The sequence below is a fragment of the Pseudomonas sp. SWRI50 genome (assembly GCF_014269095.1).
GTDB classification, from domain to species: Bacteria; Pseudomonadota; Gammaproteobacteria; order Pseudomonadales; family Pseudomonadaceae; genus Aquipseudomonas; species Aquipseudomonas kermanshahensis.
Genome location: NZ_JABWRW010000014.1, coordinates 100,933 through 119,823 on the forward strand (window position 1 = coordinate 100,933; position 18,891 = coordinate 119,823).

An 18,891-nucleotide genomic window follows, 5' to 3' on the forward strand; every position below is an offset into this window, starting at 1 on the left:
TTAATCAACGTTTGGATGACGGCCCGCAACCCAGGCAGCTCCCATTTCCGCCACATACGGCACTACCGCCTGAGACTGTTCGCCCAGCCCTGTGCCCCCTACGCGCATGACGTCACCCGCCTTGAGAAACACATTTGGTTTCTGTCCAAGCCCAACACCTGGTGGTGTCCCGGTGATAATCACATCACCCGGCATGAGCGGCATGAAACGGCTCAGGTAAGAAACGATGTGCGCGACACTGAAAATCATGGTCCGAGTGTTACCGTTCTGATAACGCTTGCCGTTCACTTCCAGCCAGAGGTCGAGGTTCTGCGGATCGGCGATTTCATCGCGAGTCACCAACCAAGGGCCAAGTGGCGCGAAGGAAAAGCTGCTCTTACCCTTGGTCCATTGCCCTTCGTACTCAAGCTGATAGGCGCGTTCGGAGACATCGTTAGCCAGGCAGTATCCGGCGATATGATCCAGCGCCTTGCTTTCTTCTACGTGCCAGGCGGGTGAACCAATCACGATGGCCAGTTCAACTTCCCAGTCGAGCTTCTTCGCATCACCCGGCAGAATCACAGGGTCGTTTGCACCGCTGATAGAGCCTGTGTGTTTATTGAATACAACAGGCTGGCTCGGAATAGGCGTGTTGGTCTCGGCGGCGTGGTCAGAATAATTGAGGCCGATGCAGATCAGGTTCGGCACACTGCCCACACACGGCCCCAGACGCGATCCAGCAGGCGCGAACGGCAGACGCTCAATGTCGACACCGCGCAGCTTCTCGATGCTGGACGGCGACAGCGCCGCTGCATCGATGTCATCGACAATGCCAGTGAGATCCCTGACCTGTCCTTGAGCATCCAAAATTCCAGGCAGTTCTTGTCCAGGCAAACCGAAACGAACCAAGCGCATACGTTACTCCTCAAGCGTTGAAAAAAAGACAGACAGTGAACCTGCCTCGCCGAACTGGATGTCCAGCGGCTGGTGAGTGGGAACTTCGAGTACCCCTGCATAGGAGCCGGTGATCACGACCTGACCCGCTTGCAGATCAATGCCCCGTGCAGAAAGAAAATTTGCAAGCCAGACGATCGGTGCGACGGGGTCATGATCCGGGTGAGTGCCGGCAACGCTCACAGGCTCGCCACCCGGATGACTAAGCGTTACATCAAGGTGAGTGGGCAAATTGGTCGAGGTTAGTGAAACGGCACGTGCCCCCAGGACTAGCCCCTGGTTGAACAACCCGTCAGCCAGCAACTGCTCAAACGTAACTTTTTGCGGATCGGTGTACCGACTGTCGATCACCTCCAGCGCAAGGTGTACCTGGCTGATAGAGCGCGTTATGTCGTCGGCCGTGTAAGGCGCCGCGCGGGCAGGAAGGCCGGCCCCTAACACGCATGCAAGCTCAGGTTCGATTCGCACCTTGGAAGTTGCGGAGCCCAGGGAGTATTGGTCGCAGCTCACGATGCTATCGGTGTAGATAGGCGCGACTATCCACTTGCCGGGCTTGGGCAATGCGCATTTCCATCCGCCCACTTTTTTCCCGGCCAGCACACCGACATGCTGCTGTATCTCGAAGCCTTGCTCTAGGCTCAGTGACATCTCATTGCATGGCAGGGCATCTAATTTATTACCCGTTTGGCGTGCGTTCACGAGGTGCGCGGCGGCTTGCAGAAGGATGGATTCAGGCGCATCGGCTGATTGACTGAACTTATCCATGCACTTCATCCCTGCACACCGGATTGCCGAGGCCATACCGTACCGAGCTTGTTCGCAGCATCCTCGAGCAATGCATGCAAATCCTCGTAGCGGTCTGGATGCATGCGCAACACCGGACCGGCGATACTCATGGTCCCGACCACAATTCCAGATGGAATGAGCCTCACCGGAACCGCGATTGCCCACACGCCGGCCTCAGCCTCTTCCACAACGAGTCCGTAGCCCCGTGCTCTGGTCGCCGCCAAGTCGGAAAGTAAGCGTTCGACAGTATTGATAGCCCGAGGACCCTTGCCTGTACCCTGGTCTTTGCCCAAACCGTCGCGGATAGCAATCTCGACAGCTTGCTCGTCAGGCATAGATGCAAGCCAGGCTTTGCCATTAGCGGTGGTGTACAGATTGATAGGCTGATCCATGGCGGGCGAGTACATCAACCCAGGTGCAGCGCCTTGAGCCGAGGCCAGCCAGGACAAACTGCCCTCGCAGACGACCGTTAGGCGTACCAGCTCATGGGATAAAGACGCTACATTCTCAATGATCGGCTGAACAAGCTCCGGCAAGCCGATGCCGTTCAGATAACGCTGCCCCAAAAGCGCCAATTTGAGTGTCAGACGGTATTGGGATGTCGCCTCATCCTGCTCGGCCCACCCTTGCTCCACCAATTGTGCAAGCACACGGTGCGCAGGCCCCTTTTCCATCCCCAATTCACCTGCAATATCGGACATTCGCATCCAGCGGGCCTCACGAGCCAGCAGCTCGATAGCCTCAAGGCAACGATCAACAGCACCTTTAACGACTCTCATGGAATTATTCTCAGCTGGTTTTGAGCAGCGCCGACGAAAATGTCACGCAGTTCTATCTGGAACACAGTTACAATAGTAATCATCACGCGATCGTCAAGTCAACGCAAATACGTTCAGTCGCTTGCCCCCTCCCCAACTGCTTATCTATACCCGACTCACTAGAAGTACAGCGATGAGGCTGCATTCACGCTGGCGGGCCTTCCACTCCCTCAAACCATGAATGGCTCGTAAACAGCCGGCCTAAGGGCGGCCGACTCATGAACCTGAACCGTGCCAGCACGCTTGACAAAGGCAATGCTCGGGAACAACATTACAAATGGAACGACGTTACAATAACAAAATTACGGCACCGGAGACACTTCATGAGCCATGGCATCCCGAGCGATCCACACCCCAAGCGTCAGTCAAGGAAGGCCGCAGCTAGCGGCTGGATCGGCTCGGCGTTGGAGTACTACGACTTTTTCATTTATGCGACTGCCGCTGCCCTGCTTTTCCCGCAACTGTTTTTTCCAACGGACGATCCAACCGTAGGAATCATCGTTTCACTCGCTAGCTTCGGCGTTGGGTATATCGCACGACCTATAGGAGCAGTGGTGCTAGGGCACTTGGGTGACCGCCATGGCCGCAAGACAGTATTGGTCTACTGCATGTTCTTGATGGGCTTCTCGACCATGTGCATTGGCTTACTCCCGACCTACCAGCAGATCGGCGTGTGGGCTCCCGCAATACTGATTATCTTGCGTCTGATCCAAGGGTTCGCGGTTGCCGGTGAAGTGTCTTGCGCAAGCTCTATGACCATGGAGCATGCACCTGACGGGCGCCGTGGTTACTTCGCAAGCTTTACCCTTCAAGGCGTGCAAGCTGGGCAACTGCTCGCGGCGGGGGTTTTCCTGCCACTCGCCCAATTCATGCCTGCGGATGAGTTTGCGTCATGGGGCTGGCGAATTCCCTTCTTGCTCAGCGCTGTGGTGCTTGTGGTCGGATGGATCATCCGCCGCGAAGTACATGAGGCCCCAGTCTTCGCTGAGGCGCGAGCACAGGACAAACCTCGTAAATTGCCAGTAGTCGAGGTACTCACCGAAAGCTGGAAGGATGTGTTGCGCGTCATCTGCATGGCACTCTCTGCAGTACTTGCAATCCTCGCCTCCGTGTTCGGCGCCACCTATGCAGTCCAGCCTGCTTACGGTATTGGTTTTCCCTCCGGCTTGTTCATGTGGATTCCTGTCCTGGGCAATTTGTGCGCTGTGATACTTATCCCATTCGTCGGTAAACTCTCTGACAGAATTGGCCGTCGCCCCCCGGTGATCGTGGGCGTGCTCTGCGGCGGTCTCTTGTCGTTTGGGTACCTCTATGCAATCAGCATCCACAATCTCTGGCTGTCTCTGATTCTCTCGCTTCTCATGTGGGGCGTGGCCTACCAAGGTTTCAATGGTGTTTTCCCAAGCATGTTCCCTGAGTTGTTCCGCACACGGGTACGCGTCACTGGTATGGCCATCGGTCAAAACATCGGCGTGGCATGCACTGCGTTTCTGCCAGCCCTGTTCGTATCGGTTGCGCCGCCTGGCACCGAAAATATCCCTCTGAAAATTGGAGCGCTGACTTTCGGTATCTGTGCCATCTGCGCCATTGCGGCGTTTACTACCCGCGAAACGTTCCGTATTCGCCTGAGCGAACTGGGTGACCCCGACGCTGTGCCAATGTCGAAGGAGGAGTACGAACTGCTGCGGGAAAAATCCAATCCCAGATCGAGCACTAGCACCCCGAATCAAGCGCTCAAAAATCAACTCCAGTGATGCCCGACTGACAACCAGACTCATCACTCTCAACGTGTTGCGCAGTTGCTCTGCGCAGCACGTTAAGCACCCCGGCGATAAACGTGTGCGCCGCCAGCAAGAAAGTCCAACAGCTGCGAGCTGGCAATTGGCGTGCCCCCGTCAACTACAGTAGGTTCACATGCATCCACTCATCACCGGCAAAACGCGCATCTATGGATTGATAGGTGATCCGCTCAAGAGCGCCAAATCGCCAATGCTGCTGAATAGGCTATTCGCCGAAGCACAGTCTGACGCCGTCTGCATTCCATTGGAGGTCGGTACGCAGGGCCTGGCCGAGTTCGTAAAAGGCGCGCGCACAATCCGCAACCTCGCCGGACTACTGGTCACCATGCCGCACAAGCAAACCATGCTTGAAGTCGTAGACATTCTTCACCCTACCGCGCGCCAGATCGGCGCAATCAATGTGGTTCGCTGCGACAAGGACGGTCGCTGGGAGGGAGCCGTGTTCGATGGGCTCGGCTGCGTACTGGGCATGCAGCGTCAGGGTGTTTCTCTACACGGGAAATCAGTTCTCCTGGTCGGAGCAGGGGGCTCGGGAAGGGCCATCGCTTTCGCCGTTGCCGCTGCTGGCGCCCGCTCACTGACCATTTCAGATTTGGATCCGCTCCGCGCCGCTGACTTGGCGCAAATCGCTGGCAAAGAAGGGGCGTGCAACGTACAAGCAGGGCCTCCAGACCCTACAGGTCATGACATCGTTATCAATGCTACCCCGCTTGGCATGAACCCTGATGATCCGATGCCAATAGAAGCAACGCTGCTGAACCCAGCCACGGTGGTGGTCGACATCATCACTCGAGCCGAGCCGACCGCTTTATTAATTGAGGCACAAACACGCGGATGCAAAACCCTTGACGGCCAGCCCATGCACGTAGGCCAGGCCTTGCTGGCTCTTAGTTTCTTGGGTTTTGAAGACATCGAGCGCCGTTACTCGACGGGATTGTAGCCTCCCATACCCCTCCCCTGACTGCCAGCCCGCACCCTCTTCATCACTCCAATCAGAACATTCCACGATGCGCATGCTTTCGGCATGCGCGCACCCCTCACGCCGACTGCTATTGCTCCACAGCGCCGGCACAGCGCTCAGCACCCTACCAAAACGTAACTTACTTCCGTTCATAACAGGGTCGTGATAGGCTGTTTTGCAACCTCAAAAATGTCGCTTGCGCGCTATTCTTTCGCGGTTCGATCCGTAACTTCCATGGCACCGCAGGTTTGTCAAACATACTTATTTATAAAGGTGGATGTTTGAAAGTCGTTCTCCTAGAAGTCAGCCACTGGCACACCCCGCTCTATCTCGATGCGCTTGAGCGCTTGCCTGATGTAACGGTCACGGCGGTGTCCGACGCAACGGGGTCGCGGGGTCCCGCTCTCGCCCAGCGTTTCGGAGCGCAACTTTACGATCACTGGGAAACCCTGCTGGAAAACGAGGAAGCTGATTTTGCCTTCGCCTTTGGCCCGCATGATGAGCTGTATGCCATGGGCGAGGCATTGATCGAGCAAAAGGTCCCCTTCGCGATGGAAAAGCCTTGCGGGCTAACCCAGCATGAGGTGCTGGACCTTTACCAACGCACCGAAGCCAACGGTCTGTTCGTGGCGGTGCCGTTGATATGGAGGCACAGTGAATTACTGAACCGCCTAAAACAAGAAGCCAGGCAGAGTGAAGCCAAGTGGAGAACCCTGGCGTTTCGATTCAACGCTGGCCCGCCTGGACGCTACCTGGCTAACAGTTGCTCTTGGATGCTTGAGCCAAAACGATCGGGGGGCGGATGCACGATCAATCTCGCCCCTCATTTCGTCGATCTGGTTGAGGAAATCTCCGGAGAGGCGATTCGCAGCGTGTCGGCAGTGATGTATCGCGATTCGTTACTGACAGCAGTAGAGATCGGCTCGTTGATGACTTTGGTGACCGAGAGTGGCTGCATCTGCACTATCGAAACGGGGTACAATTATCCCGCCAATACACCCGAGCAGCGGGAGTATTCATTTTCAATGTCAACTGATCAGTTCTATGCGCGCTCTACCGCTGACGGCTTGCGACTGGTCGACGCGTCCGGGCAGGCAAGTGACCTGCACATGAGCTTGAACTCTGACGTGTATTACGACAACTTCGTAACCGACATCCTCGCGCCTGACCGAGACGTTGCTTATACAGGCGCCAGGTTAGCAACCATGCACCGCGTCATGCGCATCATCGAGGCGGCCTATGAGTCAGATCGCCTGGGTGGCGCCCCCATCACCCTATAATGCCCTGACGCGAAACAAAGGACTAAAAATTGTCACATATAGGCCGCTACTTCAATACTCTGGAACTGCTCCTTTCCCATCCAGGCGGCCTCGCCCTGTCTGAAATCAGTGAACAGACTCAAGTGGCGATGGCCACGGCTCACCGTATATTGAGCGCCCTGCGGGAAAGAGGCTACGTTTACCAGGACGAGCAGGACCATTACTGCCTGACGCTGAAAATCCCCAGCATGGGCGTGAACTACATCACTGAAACTGGGTTTGCCAGGATCATGCAACCTTTGCTCAACGAACTAGCCAGCGAAACCGGCGAGCATGTTCGCCTGGCGGAAGTTGCAGAGGATCATCTGACTTGGGTATTGCAGGCCACGAAAAATAACAGGGGCCTTCAATACCGCCGCGCCCTAGACGAAAAAATCATTCCCCATACCACTGCGGCAGGCAAAGCATGGCTCTCCACTATGCGTGATGAGCGCGCCATGCGCATTCTCGCCGCCTGGGATATCGAGAATAGCCGAGAATATGCAGGGCCCAACGCACGCGTTTCGATTCGCGACATTTTTGATGACATCGCACTGATTCGCAAAGAGGGGCATGCGGTAGTACGAGAAGAAGGCGAAGTGGGCGTGTGCGTCGTGGCAGTGCCTGTATTCGACCCCTCACGATCAAGCAACTCAGCCCCGGTGGCAACTCTTAGCATCGCCGGCCCCATTGCACGCATGCGCGAGGAAACCTTGGATGCTCATATTGAACACTTGAAACGTTCGGCCACCAGGGTGGGAGAGTGCTGGTCTCTGTGGACATCTGTCAGCGGGGGAGACTCGTAAGCTGCGCGCTAATGCTCTAACTTGCACCTGGGCCCATTGCGGGCCTCAGGGCTACTGGGGCGACGAGCGATAGAAAGGCAACTACCGAATGTTCCACCCCTTCTCACGCAGATCCTGCACACCTTTGTTCAGTTCATATAAGGCGTTGTCTTCGCGGATGATTTCGAGCACGCAGTTTTCAATACCGCAGGTCGCGTGAACGGCTTCACCCAATCCGATGAAGTCTACCACTCCGGTACCAACTGGATCATGCCCCCACACATCCGTGCCGGTGTCGGACACATGCACAAAGTCGATAGCACTCTGGTAGGCCAGCAAACTCGCTACTGGGTCCTCACCTATGTAAGCAGCGTTGGCGATGTCATAAACGACTCTGACGACATCATCATTGACAGTATCAACAACCTCAGCCAACTCCCGCATCGTAGGTGTGAAGCAATACGGGGTATTTTCTAGCAGCAAGCGCACACCAGCCTGTTTCGCCAGCGGCGTCAAAGCCGCCAGGCTCTCGTACATCCAATCATAAGTCTTTTCGAGCGGTGGAGAAATCATCGGGCGCCGCGTGCCAGGAGATATCACCACCTCCTGGGTACCCCAAGCGACAGCCAGGTCAATCACCGCCTTAATGTGATCAATGCTCTTCTGACGCATGTTGGCGGCGGGACTTGCCAAGTTGACGTCATAGCCGCCGGCATTGAGCGACCTGATCTTGGCATCGTACTGACGTAGACGCACGCTTGCAGCAGAACGCTCTGCAGTCGACATTTCCACCGGCCAGCAATGTGGCGAACTTACGGGCACCTCGAACACACGGTGCCCATGCTCAGAGAGCTGCGCAATTGCATCGATTGCCGTGGATGACCACAGATAAGAAAACGTGCTGATGATCATATCGAAACATCCTTTCAGTTGAGTATTCACCGGAGTGAAACGGGCCATTCATATTATGAATTTTGTAGGCTGACCACTATCGCTTGCAGCAAGACGCGACCATGGATGCAGATAAATGGCGACAGCCAATGCGCTGCTAAGGAAATCCTGATGATGAAAAAAACATAACGTAATCGAATTCCATTGTCAATTTGGTTGCAAAGTCACACTTGGTTTTGTAGGTTAGGGCTCCCACCTACAACAAAATCTATGTGTGAGGGTTGTTAAATGAGAGCTTTGGTGAGTGGCGGTAGTAGCGGCATCGGTGCTTCGGTATGCCTCAGGATCGCGGAGGCTGCGCTTGCCCGGGGCTCGCAGCCGAAAATTGCCGTTTGTGGGCAAGCCCCAAACTCAACCCAGGATGAAATCGTTCGAAAAATCATAGCCATGGGTGGCGTCGCGATATCATTGTCTGGTGATCTCGGCGATCCTGCAGTGCCTGACCAACTGGTAGCAGCTGCAGTGGCCGAATTCGGCGGGCTTGACACGCTGGTTGCGAATGCCGGCGTCGCCAGCCCCGGCGCGATCTGCAATTTGTCCATTGAGGATTGGGACGACATGTTCGCCGTCAATCTTCGCGGCGCCTGGTTGCTTGCCAAAGCAAGCTACCCGCATCTTCGCGAAAGCCGAGGCTCAGCGTGCTTTACCTCGTCGATGTCTGGCCAGCTTCCGCACGCCGGCTCTGGCGCCTACAGCCCCACCAAGGCAGCATTAACAATGCTGGCGCAAACTCTCGCCCTGGAGTGGGCACCTGAAGGCATTCGGGTCAATATCGTGTCCCCAGGCATGACACATACACCCATGTCTGAAAAAATGTACGCTGATCCGCAGATCAAGAAAGCACGAGAAGCGATCATCCCACTGGCCAGAATCGGCGAACCGCTAGACATCGCAAACGTGATCGAATTTCTCATTAGCCCGCTAGCGGGCTATGTCACGGGACAGGATATCTGTGTCGATGGCGGATTCTCCAAATCGATCCTTAGCCATATTCCAGGTCGACCAAGCTCCAAATGATTATCACGGCTGGGGATTGAGCCTATACAGAAAGACTTAAATCCAAACCCTCTACAAGACACTAAAATGGGGCCGTGCGACCTTGCATTGTGTCGTGCGGCTTCGACCGAAGCTGTATCCTCGCGAGCTTCTATTCGCACCTACCTGCGCCTTGGCCATTTAAACCCCTCCCCTAAAACTCAAGCCCGCCGACCTACTCGGGCGAGGCGAACTTAGCATCGATGGCGACAATATCTACAAGCAGCTGATCTGCGGCGCAGCAGTGGGCTGGATGGTGGTCGGCAAACAAAGCATCAACCCACCGACGAGGGGCGATGGGGTCAGCACCTCTGAGCTATCGGCCAGGCCGAGGGCGAGCTACAAAACGAGCTCATCGACTCGCTGAAACGGTCACCTACTACCGACACAAGCGCACCAGCAAGCGCAGGAAGAACCCCGGCAAGGAATGAATCAGCTATTTCTTCCTGAACAAGTCAGCTAAGCCGAGACCCTTAGGCAGCGATCTGAGCTTGGCTTGACTGAAGTGAGGCGAACTCGAAGCGAAGGCGAGCAGCTAAGGACCTAGCATGTTGGGGCCGAGGTAGGCAGTTGCGCGACATCTTCGAGAAGGCGCCAATCGACGGGCTCAGAACTACGGACGTATCGGAAGCGCTTCCGAAATAAAGTGCCCATGGGTAGTTTTTCTACGCCCCAAAAACGCAAAAAGCCCTGAATAATCAGGGCTTTGAATATGGCGGAAGCGTAGAGATTCGAACTCTAGGATAGTTGCCCATCGACGGTTTTCAAGACCGTTGCCTTAAACCACTCGGCCACGCTTCCAGCTCGTTTTGCGGCCGCCATAATACCGTAATGAAACACGCTGTCAAACTCTCTGTGTCGCGGGTTGCAGGACGTCTGATAGACTCCTAGCATCTGAACGTCTGAAACCACAGGTTTACCAAGGAGCCTCGCCATGCGCGAACAGGATTACGCCGTACACCACGGCCAGCAGGTCGAGCAGCAGGAGATCAGCAAAGTCCTGCGCAACACGTACAGCCTGCTGGCACTCACCCTCGCCTTCAGCGGTGTCATGGCCTTTGTGGCCCAGCAGATGCGCGTCGGCTACCCGAACGTGTTCGTGGTGCTGATCGGCTTCTACGGGTTGTTCTTCCTCACCAACAAACTGCGTGATTCGGCCTGGGGCCTGGTGTCCACCTTTGCCCTCACTGGCTTCATGGGCTTCATCCTCGGCCCTATCCTCAACCGTTACCTGGGCATGGCCGGTGGCGCTGAAGTGGTCAGCTCGGCATTCGCCATGACCGCACTGGTGTTCGGTGGCCTGTCGGCCTATGTGCTGATCACCCGCAAGGACATGAGCTTCCTCAGCGGCTTCATCACGGCAGGCTTCTTCGTGCTGCTGGGTGCAGTGGTTGCCAGCTTCTTCTTCCAGATCAGCGGCCTGCAATTGGCGATCAGCGCTGGCTTCGTGCTGTTCTCGTCGGTCTGCATTCTGTTCCAGACCAGCGCGATCATCCATGGCGGCGAGCGCAACTACATCATGGCGACCATCAGCCTGTATGTATCGATCTACAACCTGTTCGTCAGCCTGCTGCAGCTGTTCGGCATCATGGGCCGCGACGACTGATATCGCGCCTCATTAAAAAGCCCGCTTCGGCGGGCTTTTTGTGCGCCAAAGACTGACTTAAAAGTCAGCTTATTGAGCGAACAAACACCGATCATGCCGCCATCGTGCTTGCCCCTACCCCAATTGCGCTTCAGCCCGTAGAATGCGCTCCTTTTTTCTTCCGGGGCGGCTTTCTGCAATGAGCTCACACGAACACAGCCCAGGCGCATCGGCGCCTGCCAATGAACTGGTGCTGGGTCTTGAGGACAAGCCACGGCTGCTGATCGGCCTGCTGGCGGCGCTGCAGCACCTGCTGGCGATCATCGTGCCGATCGTGACACCGGGCCTGCTGATTTGTCAGGCATTGGGTGTTTCGGCGCGGGACACCAACCTGATCGTATCCATGTCGCTGGTGATCTCCGGCATCGCCACCTTCGTCCAGTGCAAGCGCTTCGGGCCGTTTGGCGCGGGGTTGCTGATCGTTCAAGGCACCAGCTTCAACTTCGTCGGGCCGCTGATCGCTGGCGGTGCGCTGATGGTCAAACAAGGCACGCCGGTAGAAGGCGTGATGGCTGCCATTTTTGGCGTGGTGATCGCAGGCTCCTTCGTGGAGATGGGCGTGTCGCGCATCCTGCCGTTCGTCAAACGCCTGATCACGCCACTGGTGACCGGCATCGTCGTGCTGATGATTGGCCTGACCCTGATCAAGGTCGGCCTGATCAGCATGGGCGGTGGCTTTGGCGCGATGGCCAACGGCACCTTCGCCAATGGCGAAAACCTGCTGCTGTCGGGCGTGGTGCTGGCGATCATCGTCATTCTCAACCGCATCCCGGTGGTATGGATGCGCAGCTGCGCTATCGTCATCGCCTTGGCGGTGGGCTATGCGCTGGCCGGCTACCTGGGCCGCCTGGACTTCACCGGCATGCACGAGGCTGCGCTGTTCCAGGTGCCCACACCGCTGCACTTTGGCCTCAGCTTCTCGTGGGCGCTGTTCATTCCGATGCTGGTGATCTACCTGGTGACATCGCTGGAAGCCATTGGTGACGTTACCGCCACCAGCAAGGTCTCGCGCCAACCGGTCGAAGGCCCGGTGTGGATGCAGCGGATCAAAGGCGGCGTGCTGGTCAACGGCGCCAACTCGCTGCTGGCCGGCTTGTTCAACACCTTCCCAAGCTCAATCTTCGCCCAGAACAACGGCGTTATTCAGCTGACCGGCATCGCCAGCCGCCATATCGGCATCTGGATCGCTGTGATGCTGGTGCTGTTGGGCCTGTTCCCGACGGTTGCTGGAGTGATCCAGGCGGTACCGGAGCCGGTACTGGGTGGCGCGGCCATGGTGATGTTCGGCGCGGTAGCGGCCTCGGGTATCAACATCCTGGCCAGCACGCAGCTGGACCGTCGCGCCCTGCTGATCATTGCTGTGTCGCTGGCCTTGGGCCTGGGCGTGGCCCAAGTGCCTGAGTTCCTGGCCCACATGCCGGCGGCAATCCGCAATGTGCTGGAGTCGGGCGTCGCCACCGGCGGTATCTGCGCCCTGGTGCTGAACTGGTTCCTGCCAGAGAGCAAAGAGCGCGCCTGACCCTTCAGCGCCTCGCTGAAAAGCCCAGCCCCTCTGCACAAGGCCACGAGGTCCTTGTATGAGCGGGGTTGGGCTTTTTTGCTTTATCATGGCGGCATTCCTTTGCATGAGTTGTCCATGAAATTCGCTATCGCGGTTTTTTCCCCGGCCCATGCGCCCTCCTCGCGCCGCGCCCTGCGCTTTGCCGAGGCGGTGCTGGCCGGCGGGCATGAGATTGCCCGGTTGTTCTTCTATCAGGACGGGGTACACAGTGCCTCGGCCAACGTGGTCACGCCCCAGGATGAGCTGGATGTCGCCGCCCAATGGCGCACCTTCATCGACCACCACCAGCTGGACGCGGTGGTGTGCATTGCCGCTGCATTGCGCCGTGGCGTGCTCGACGAGGCCGAAGCCAGCCGCTATCAACGGCCAGCCGCGAACCTGCCCAAGCCCTGGGAGCTGTCCGGGCTCGGCCAACTGCACGAGGCGGCGCAGAGTGCCGATCGGCTGATCTGCTTCGGAGGCGATTGAAATGGCCAAGTCATTGTTGATCATCAGCCGCCAGGCACCCTGGAACGGCCCATCGGCCCGTGAGGCGCTGGACATCGCACTGGCCGGTGGCGCGTTCGACCTGCCGCTGGGCATGCTGTTCCTGGACGATGGCGTGTTCCAGCTCGCCCCGGGCCAGCAACCTTCAACTTTGCAACAGAAGAACCTGGCGGCCAACCTGCAGGCCTTGCCGATGTTCGGCGTAGAAGCGCTCTTCGCCTGCAGCCATAGCCTGCGCCAGCGCGGCCTTGCCGCCGACACCCTGGCGCTACCGGTGCAGGTGTTGGACGACGCGGCACTGACCGCATTGATCGCCCGTTTTGACCAGGTGGTAACGCTGTGATGACAACCCTGCATGTAATTGCCCACTCGCCCTTCGGCGACGACCGCCTGGCCAGTTGCCTGCGCCTGCTCGGTGCCGACGATGCACTGCTGCTGTGCGGTGATGCGGTCTATGCACTGCACGCCGGCAGCGAGCCCCAGCAGCTGCTGCAAGCCGCCGCGCTCGATCAGCGCTTGTTCGCCCTCGACGAAGACCTGCACGCCCGCGCGGTTGCCAACGACCTGGCCACGCCTGTGGACTACGCTGCATTCGTCGAGCTGTCGCTGCATTACGACAAGGTCAACAGCTGGCTATGAGTACGCTGAACGTTGGCGATCAAACGATTGCCCTGGACAAGGACGGCTTCCTGGTCGACCTGCACGACTGGTCCCCTGCCGTCGCCGATGCCCTCGCCACACGTGAAGGCATCCCGCTGACCGCTGACCACTGGGAAATCCTCGAGCTGCTGCGCCAGTTCTACCAGGAATTCCAGCTTTCGCCGGCCACACGCCCGCTGATCAAGTACACCGCGCTGAAGCTGGGCCCTGAAAAGGGCAACAGCCCGCACCTGAACCGCCTGTTCAACGGCACTCCTGCCAAACTTGCCGCCAAGCTGGCGGGCCTGCCCAAGCCGACCAACTGCATATGATCGAACCACGCCCGCTCACCCTTGAAACACCCGCCGAACACCCGTTCGCCGAATTCGTGCGCATCCTTGGCAAAGGCAAGCGCGGCGCGCGCGGCCTGACCCGCGAAGAAGCCCGCGCGGCCATGACCTTGCTGCTGGAAGACAAAGTCGAGGACACCCAGCTCGGCGCCTTCCTCATGCTGCTGCGGCACAAGGAAGAAAGCGCCGATGAACTGGCCGGTTTCACCGAGGCCCTACGCGCGCACTTGCAAGCGCCGCACATTGCCGTGGACCTGGACTGGCCCACGTACGCGGGCAAGAAGCGCCACCTGCCCTGGTACCTGCTGGCGGCCAAGTGCCTGGCCAACAACGGGGTGCGCATCCTGATGCATGGCGGCGGCGCCCACACCGCCGGGCGCATGTTCACTGAACAACTGCTCGAACAGCTGCAGATTCCGCTGTGCCGCGACTGGGCGGCTGTCAGCACCGCGCTCGACCAGCAGCGGCTGGCGTTTTTCCCGCTGCAGGACTGGGCACCCCAGTTGCAACGCATGATTGACCTGCGCAACACCTTGGGCCTGCGCTCGCCAATTCACTCCTTGGCTCGGGTACTGAACCCGCTGGGTGCGCGCTGCGGCCTGCAGAGCATCTTCCACCCTGGCTACCAGGCGGTGCACCGTGAAGCTAGCCGTCTGCTCGGCGACCATGCCGTGGTGATCAAGGGTGATGGCGGCGAGATCGAGGTCAATCCCGATGTCATCAGCCATCTCTATGGCACTACAGCGGGCGAGGCCTGGGATGAAGAGTGGCCAGCCCTGAGCGAACGCCGCCATGTCAAACCACCGAGCCTGCAGCCGCAGCAACTGCTCGCCGTGTGGCAGGACGAAGCCGAAGACAGCTACGGCGAAATGGCCGTGGTCGCCACCATGGCCCTGGCCTTGCGCGGGCTGGGGCAGAACCGTGACGACGCCTTCGCCACAGCGCGTCGCTACTGGAGCGAACGCAACGCATCGATTTAATCGATTAAAGACCCCGAGTCTTTGCGCTATTTATTCGAACGATATTCCCTAGACTGGGCTCCAACGACAAACAACTTTGCTCCAGGAGCTCAACATGGGCCTTTTGATCGACGGCCGCTGGCACGACCAGTGGTATGAAACAGGCAAAGACGGGGCCTTCAAACGCGAAAACGCCCAGCGCCGCAACGCGTTGCCCGCACCCGAGGCCGGCCGTTATCACCTGTACGTGTCACTGGCTTGCCCATGGGCGCACCGCACCCTGATTTTCCGTGCCCTCAAGGGCCTGTCGCCGCTCATCGATGTGTCGGTGGTGAGCTGGCTGATGCAAGAGAATGGCTGGACCTTCGACCAGCAGCAGGGCTCCACCGGCGACCACCTCGATGCACTCGAATTCCTGCACCAACGCTACACCCAGGATGACCCGCACTACACCGGGCGCGTTACCGTGCCGGTGCTGTGGGACAAAAAAGAGAAGCGTATCGTCAACAACGAATCGGCCGAGATCATCCGCATCTTCAACAGTGCCTTCGACGAGCTGACCGGCAACCGCCTGGACCTCTACCCCGAGCCCTTGCGCCCGGCGATCGAAGCGCTGAACGAACGGATCTACCCCGCAGTGAACAATGGCGTCTACCGCGCAGGCTTCGCCACCACGCAAGAGGCCTACGAGGCCGCGTTTGACGACGTGTTCAATGAGCTGGATTACCTGGAAGACGTGCTAAGCCGCAATCGCTACCTTGCTGGCGAGTACCTCACCGAGGCGGATGTACGACTGTTCACTACGCTGGTGCGCTTTGATGCGGTGTACCACGGGCACTTCAAGTGCAACCTGCGACGCCTGAGCGACTACCACAACCTGTCAAACTGGCTGCGCGAAGTGTACCAGTGGCCGGGGGTAGCGCAGACGGTGGATATGGAGCATATCCAGAAGCATTACTACATGAGCCACAAGACCATCAACCCGAATGGGATCGTGCCTAAAGGGCCATTGCAGGACTTTGGTCTGGCGCATGATCGGGAGCGGTTGGTGGGCCAGGGGATCTGGGTTAACCGGTGACACAGCGGGGCTGCTTTGCAGCCCTTCGCAGCACAAGGCTGCTCCCACAGCTCCGGCGCACGCCTGTGTAGGAGCAGCCTTGTGCTGCGAAGGGCCGCAAACGGCCCCACCCGTTTCAGCTATGTTGCGAACCTTCAAACCACGCCAGCTTCTCACGCAACTGCACCACTTCCCCCACAATCACCAGGGTCGGCGCATGCACTTCATGCTGGGCCACAAGCGCCGGCAAATCCGCCAGGGTGCCCGTAAACACCCGTTGATTGCGCGTAGTGCCTTGCTGCACCAGCGCCGCGGGCGTACTGGCCGCACGCCCATGACGAATCAGTTCGGCGCAAATGGTCGGCAAGCCTACCAACCCCATGTAGAACACCAGGGTTTGCGCCGGTGCCACCAGGTCATCCCAAGGCAAATTGCTGGTGCCATCCTTGAGATGCCCGGTCACAAAGCGCACCGATTGGGCGTAGTCGCGATGGGTCAGCGGGATGCCGCCATAGGCTGAACAACCACTGGCCGCGGTAATGCCGGGCACCACCTGGAAGGGGATGCCCTGCTCGGCCAGCTGTTCGATCTCCTCGCCACCACGGCCAAAGATGAACGGATCGCCACCCTTGAGCCGCAGCACGCGCTTGCCCTGCTTGGCCAAGTCGACCAACAGGCGGTTGATCTGGTCCTGCGGCACGGCATGGTCAGCGCGGCGCTTGCCGACGTAGATACGCTCGGCATCACGCCGGCACATGTCGATGATGGCCGGGGCCACCAGGCGGTCGTACAGCACCACATCGGCCTGCTGCATCAGGCGCAACGCGCGGAAAGTCAACAAGTCCGGATCGCCCGGCCCTGCCCCCACCAGATACACCTCACCGCCCTGCTGCACCGGCGCGCCGTCGACCATGGCCTGCAACAGGCGTTCGGCCTCGGCACCCTGCCCGGCCAGCTGACGCTCGGCAATCGGGCCCTGGAAGACATTTTCCCAAAAGCCGCGACGCTGGTTGACGTCTGGGTACAGGCGTTTGACCTGGTGCCGGAACCGCGCCGCCAGCCCGGCGAGTTCGCCATAGGCCGAAGGGATCCACGCTTCCAGCTTGGCGCGAATCAAACGCGCCAGCACGGGCGCATCACCCCCACTGGAGACTGCCACCACCAACGGCGAGCGGTCGACGATGGCCGGGAAGATCACCGTGCACAGGGCCGGCGCGTCCACCACATTGACCGGCAGGTTGAGCGCCTGGGCATCGGCCGACACCTGGGCGTTCAGCCCAGCGTCATCAGTGGCCGCGATCACCAGCCGGCAACCGACCAGGTCGGGCGCCTGATAGCCGCGTACCAAGACCTCACCGCCACCTTCCCGGGCCAGTGCGGCCAGTTGGCCGTCAACCTCGGGCGCCACCACGCGCAGCGCGGCGCCGGCATCCGCCAGCAGGCGCGCTTTGCGCAAGGCAATTTCACCGCCGCCGACGACCAGTACCCGGCCGCCCTGCAGCTTGTGGAACAGTGGCAGGTAATCCATTTAGCGGATGACCTCGACACCACCCATGTACGGCTTGAGCACCTCAGGCACACGGATCGAACCGTCGGCCTGCTGGTAGTTCTCCAATACCGCCACCAGGGTGCGGCCGACTGCCAGGCCAGAACCGTTGAGGGTATGTACCAGCTCTGGTTTGCCGGTTTCCGGGTTGCGCCAGCGGGCTTGCATGCGACGCGCCTGGAAATCACCGCAGTTGGAGCAGGAGCTGATCTCGCGGTACTTGTCCTGGCTCGGTACCCACACTTCCAGGTCGTAGGTTTTCACCGCACCGAAGCCCATGTCGCCGGTGCACAGCGCCAGTACCCGGTAGGGCAGTTCCAACAACTGCAGCACGCGCTCGGCATTGGCGGTCAGGCCTTCGAGGGCTTCCATCGACTTGGATGGCTCGACTACCTGGACCATTTCGACCTTGTCGAACTGGTGCTGGCGGATCATGCCACGGGTGTCACGGCCCGATGCGCCGGCTTCACTGCGGAAGCAAGGCGTGTGGGCGACCAGCTTGAGCGGCAGTTGCTTGGCATCGAGGATTTCGCCGGCAACCAGGTTGGTCAGCGAAACCTCGGCGGTTGGGATCAGGTAGAAGTCAGCTTCGCCTTCGCGGCTGATCTTGAACAGGTCTTCCTCGAACTTCGGCAGTTGGCCGGTGCCCTGCAGGGCCGGCGCTTGTACCAGGTACGGGGTGTAGTGCTCTTCGTAGCCGTGCTCGCCGGTGTGCAGGTTGATCATGAACTGCGCCAGGGCGCGGTGCAGGCGGGCGATCGGGCCACGCAGCACGGCAAAGCGGGCGCCAGACAGCTTGGCTGCCGCTTCGAAGTCCAGGCCACCGCTGATTTCGCCCAGGGCGACGTGGTCTTTGATTTCGAAGTCGAAGGCTTTAGGGGTGCCCCAGCGGCGCACTTCAACGTTGTCGTCTTCGCTGGCACCAACCGGCACGCTGGCGTCCGGCAGGTTAGGAATGGTCAGCAGGATGCCATCCAGCTCAGCCTGGATGCCGTCCAACTCGACTTTGCCTGCGGCCAGCTCATTGGCCATGCGCTCGACGTCGGCCATCAGCGGCGCAATATCTTCGCCCTTGGCCTTGGCCTGGCCGATGGACTTGGAACGGGCGTTACGCTCCGCCTGCAGTTGCTCGGTGCGCGTCTGCACGGCCTTGCGGCGCTCTTCCAGTGATTCGATGCGCGCGACATCCAGGCTGAAGCCACGGGAGGCCAGGCGATCCGCCACTTCCTGAAGTTGGCCGCGTAACAGTTTGGAATCGAGCATATCGTTCTCTCGTTATGTG

Annotated in this window: 19 protein-coding genes and 1 tRNA gene; 13 read left to right on the forward strand and 7 right to left on the reverse strand. The window is 59.0% G+C overall.

Features of this window, described 5'->3' with window-relative positions; genetic code table 11:
* Genes HU750_RS16320 through HU750_RS16330 form a run of 3 tightly spaced genes read right to left on the reverse strand, consistent with a single transcriptional unit; the run spans position 1 to position 2,498 of the window.
* Positions 1 to 894 (reverse strand): fumarylacetoacetate hydrolase family protein, encoded by an 894-nt coding sequence (locus HU750_RS16320; RefSeq protein WP_186681180.1) that lies wholly within the window; start codon positions 892 to 894, stop codon positions 1 to 3.
* A gap of 3 nt (positions 895 to 897) precedes the next feature.
* Entirely contained in the window at positions 898 to 1,698 is an 801-nt protein-coding gene (locus HU750_RS16325; protein WP_186681182.1) for a 2-keto-4-pentenoate hydratase, read from the reverse strand.
* 5 nt (positions 1,699 to 1,703) lie between these two features.
* Positions 1,704 to 2,498, reverse strand: a complete 795-nt coding sequence (locus tag HU750_RS16330; RefSeq protein WP_186681184.1) for an IclR family transcriptional regulator — start codon at positions 2,496 to 2,498, stop codon at positions 1,704 to 1,706.
* A 362-nt stretch (positions 2,499 to 2,860) separates the two neighbouring features.
* Here HU750_RS16330 and HU750_RS16335 point away from each other — a divergent pair, with 362 nt between their 5' ends.
* The 4 genes from HU750_RS16335 to HU750_RS16350 all read left to right on the forward strand — a co-directional run bounded on the left by HU750_RS16335 (position 2,861) and on the right by HU750_RS16350 (position 7,401).
* Positions 2,861 to 4,291: an MFS transporter gene (locus tag HU750_RS16335; RefSeq protein WP_099454718.1), complete on the forward strand. Its 1,431-nt coding sequence runs from the start codon at positions 2,861 to 2,863 to the stop codon at positions 4,289 to 4,291.
* Positions 4,292 to 4,451: 160 nt separating this feature from the next.
* Positions 4,452 to 5,276 (forward strand): shikimate dehydrogenase family protein, encoded by an 825-nt coding sequence (locus HU750_RS16340; protein WP_186681186.1) that lies wholly within the window; start codon positions 4,452 to 4,454, stop codon positions 5,274 to 5,276.
* A 302-nt stretch (positions 5,277 to 5,578) separates the two neighbouring features.
* Positions 5,579 to 6,577: a Gfo/Idh/MocA family protein gene (locus HU750_RS16345; protein WP_186681188.1), complete on the forward strand. Its 999-nt coding sequence runs from the start codon at positions 5,579 to 5,581 to the stop codon at positions 6,575 to 6,577.
* Between the two features lie 29 nt (positions 6,578 to 6,606).
* Positions 6,607 to 7,401 (forward strand): IclR family transcriptional regulator, encoded by a 795-nt coding sequence (locus HU750_RS16350; RefSeq protein ID WP_186681190.1) that lies wholly within the window; start codon positions 6,607 to 6,609, stop codon positions 7,399 to 7,401.
* A gap of 81 nt (positions 7,402 to 7,482) precedes the next feature.
* Here HU750_RS16350 and HU750_RS16355 read toward each other — a convergent pair whose 3' ends face one another.
* On the reverse strand, positions 7,483 to 8,292 hold the full coding sequence (locus HU750_RS16355; protein WP_186681192.1) for a sugar phosphate isomerase/epimerase family protein: 810 nt from the start codon (positions 8,290 to 8,292) through the stop codon (positions 7,483 to 7,485).
* A 267-nt stretch (positions 8,293 to 8,559) separates the two neighbouring features.
* Here HU750_RS16355 and HU750_RS16360 point away from each other — a divergent pair, with 267 nt between their 5' ends.
* Positions 8,560 to 9,348, forward strand: a complete 789-nt coding sequence (locus HU750_RS16360) for an SDR family NAD(P)-dependent oxidoreductase (protein ID WP_099454723.1) — start codon at positions 8,560 to 8,562, stop codon at positions 9,346 to 9,348.
* A gap of 731 nt (positions 9,349 to 10,079) precedes the next feature.
* Here HU750_RS16360 and HU750_RS16365 read toward each other — a convergent pair.
* A tRNA-Ser gene (locus HU750_RS16365) sits at positions 10,080 to 10,167 on the reverse strand.
* Positions 10,168 to 10,300: 133 nt separating this feature from the next.
* Here HU750_RS16365 and HU750_RS16370 point away from each other — a divergent pair.
* The 8 genes from HU750_RS16370 to HU750_RS16405 all read left to right on the forward strand — a co-directional run bounded on the left by HU750_RS16370 (position 10,301) and on the right by HU750_RS16405 (position 16,084).
* Positions 10,301 to 10,972, forward strand: a complete 672-nt coding sequence (locus HU750_RS16370; protein ID WP_003251184.1) for a Bax inhibitor-1/YccA family protein — start codon at positions 10,301 to 10,303, stop codon at positions 10,970 to 10,972.
* A 178-nt stretch (positions 10,973 to 11,150) separates the two neighbouring features.
* On the forward strand, positions 11,151 to 12,530 hold the full coding sequence (locus HU750_RS16375) for a nucleobase:cation symporter-2 family protein (RefSeq protein ID WP_085273009.1): 1,380 nt from the start codon (positions 11,151 to 11,153) through the stop codon (positions 12,528 to 12,530).
* A 117-nt stretch (positions 12,531 to 12,647) separates the two neighbouring features.
* Positions 12,648 to 13,040 carry a sulfurtransferase complex subunit TusD gene (gene tusD, locus HU750_RS16380; protein ID WP_099428820.1) on the forward strand — a complete coding sequence of 131 codons (393 nt, stop codon included), beginning with the start codon at positions 12,648 to 12,650 and terminating at the stop codon, positions 13,038 to 13,040.
* A gap of 1 nt (position 13,041) precedes the next feature.
* Complete coding sequence (gene tusC, locus HU750_RS16385) at positions 13,042 to 13,401, forward strand: sulfurtransferase complex subunit TusC (RefSeq protein WP_099454724.1); 360 nt, start codon at positions 13,042 to 13,044, stop codon at positions 13,399 to 13,401.
* On the forward strand, positions 13,401 to 13,697 hold the full coding sequence (gene tusB, locus HU750_RS16390; RefSeq protein ID WP_186681195.1) for a sulfurtransferase complex subunit TusB: 297 nt from the start codon (positions 13,401 to 13,403) through the stop codon (positions 13,695 to 13,697). The genes tusC and tusB overlap by 1 nt, the downstream gene beginning before the upstream one ends.
* Positions 13,694 to 14,029, forward strand: a complete 336-nt coding sequence (locus tag HU750_RS16395) for a TusE/DsrC/DsvC family sulfur relay protein (protein ID WP_027592724.1) — start codon at positions 13,694 to 13,696, stop codon at positions 14,027 to 14,029. The genes tusB and HU750_RS16395 overlap by 4 nt, the downstream gene beginning before the upstream one ends.
* Positions 14,026 to 15,027, forward strand: coding sequence for a glycosyl transferase family protein (locus HU750_RS16400; protein WP_186681197.1), 1,002 nt, complete (start codon positions 14,026 to 14,028; stop codon positions 15,025 to 15,027). The genes HU750_RS16395 and HU750_RS16400 overlap by 4 nt, the downstream gene beginning before the upstream one ends.
* 94 nt (positions 15,028 to 15,121) lie before the next feature.
* Positions 15,122 to 16,084 (forward strand): glutathione S-transferase family protein, encoded by a 963-nt coding sequence (locus HU750_RS16405; protein ID WP_085273004.1) that lies wholly within the window; start codon positions 15,122 to 15,124, stop codon positions 16,082 to 16,084.
* A gap of 115 nt (positions 16,085 to 16,199) precedes the next feature.
* Here the strand turns inward: HU750_RS16405 and cysG are convergent, their stop codons facing one another.
* Together cysG and serS are read right to left on the reverse strand one after the other, a co-directional pair.
* Positions 16,200 to 17,591: a siroheme synthase CysG gene (cysG, locus tag HU750_RS16410; RefSeq protein WP_027592727.1), complete on the reverse strand. Its 1,392-nt coding sequence runs from the start codon at positions 17,589 to 17,591 to the stop codon at positions 16,200 to 16,202.
* Positions 17,592 to 18,872, reverse strand: coding sequence for a serine--tRNA ligase (serS, locus tag HU750_RS16415; RefSeq protein WP_186681199.1), 1,281 nt, complete (start codon positions 18,870 to 18,872; stop codon positions 17,592 to 17,594).
* Positions 18,873 to 18,891 lie beyond the last annotated feature (19 nt).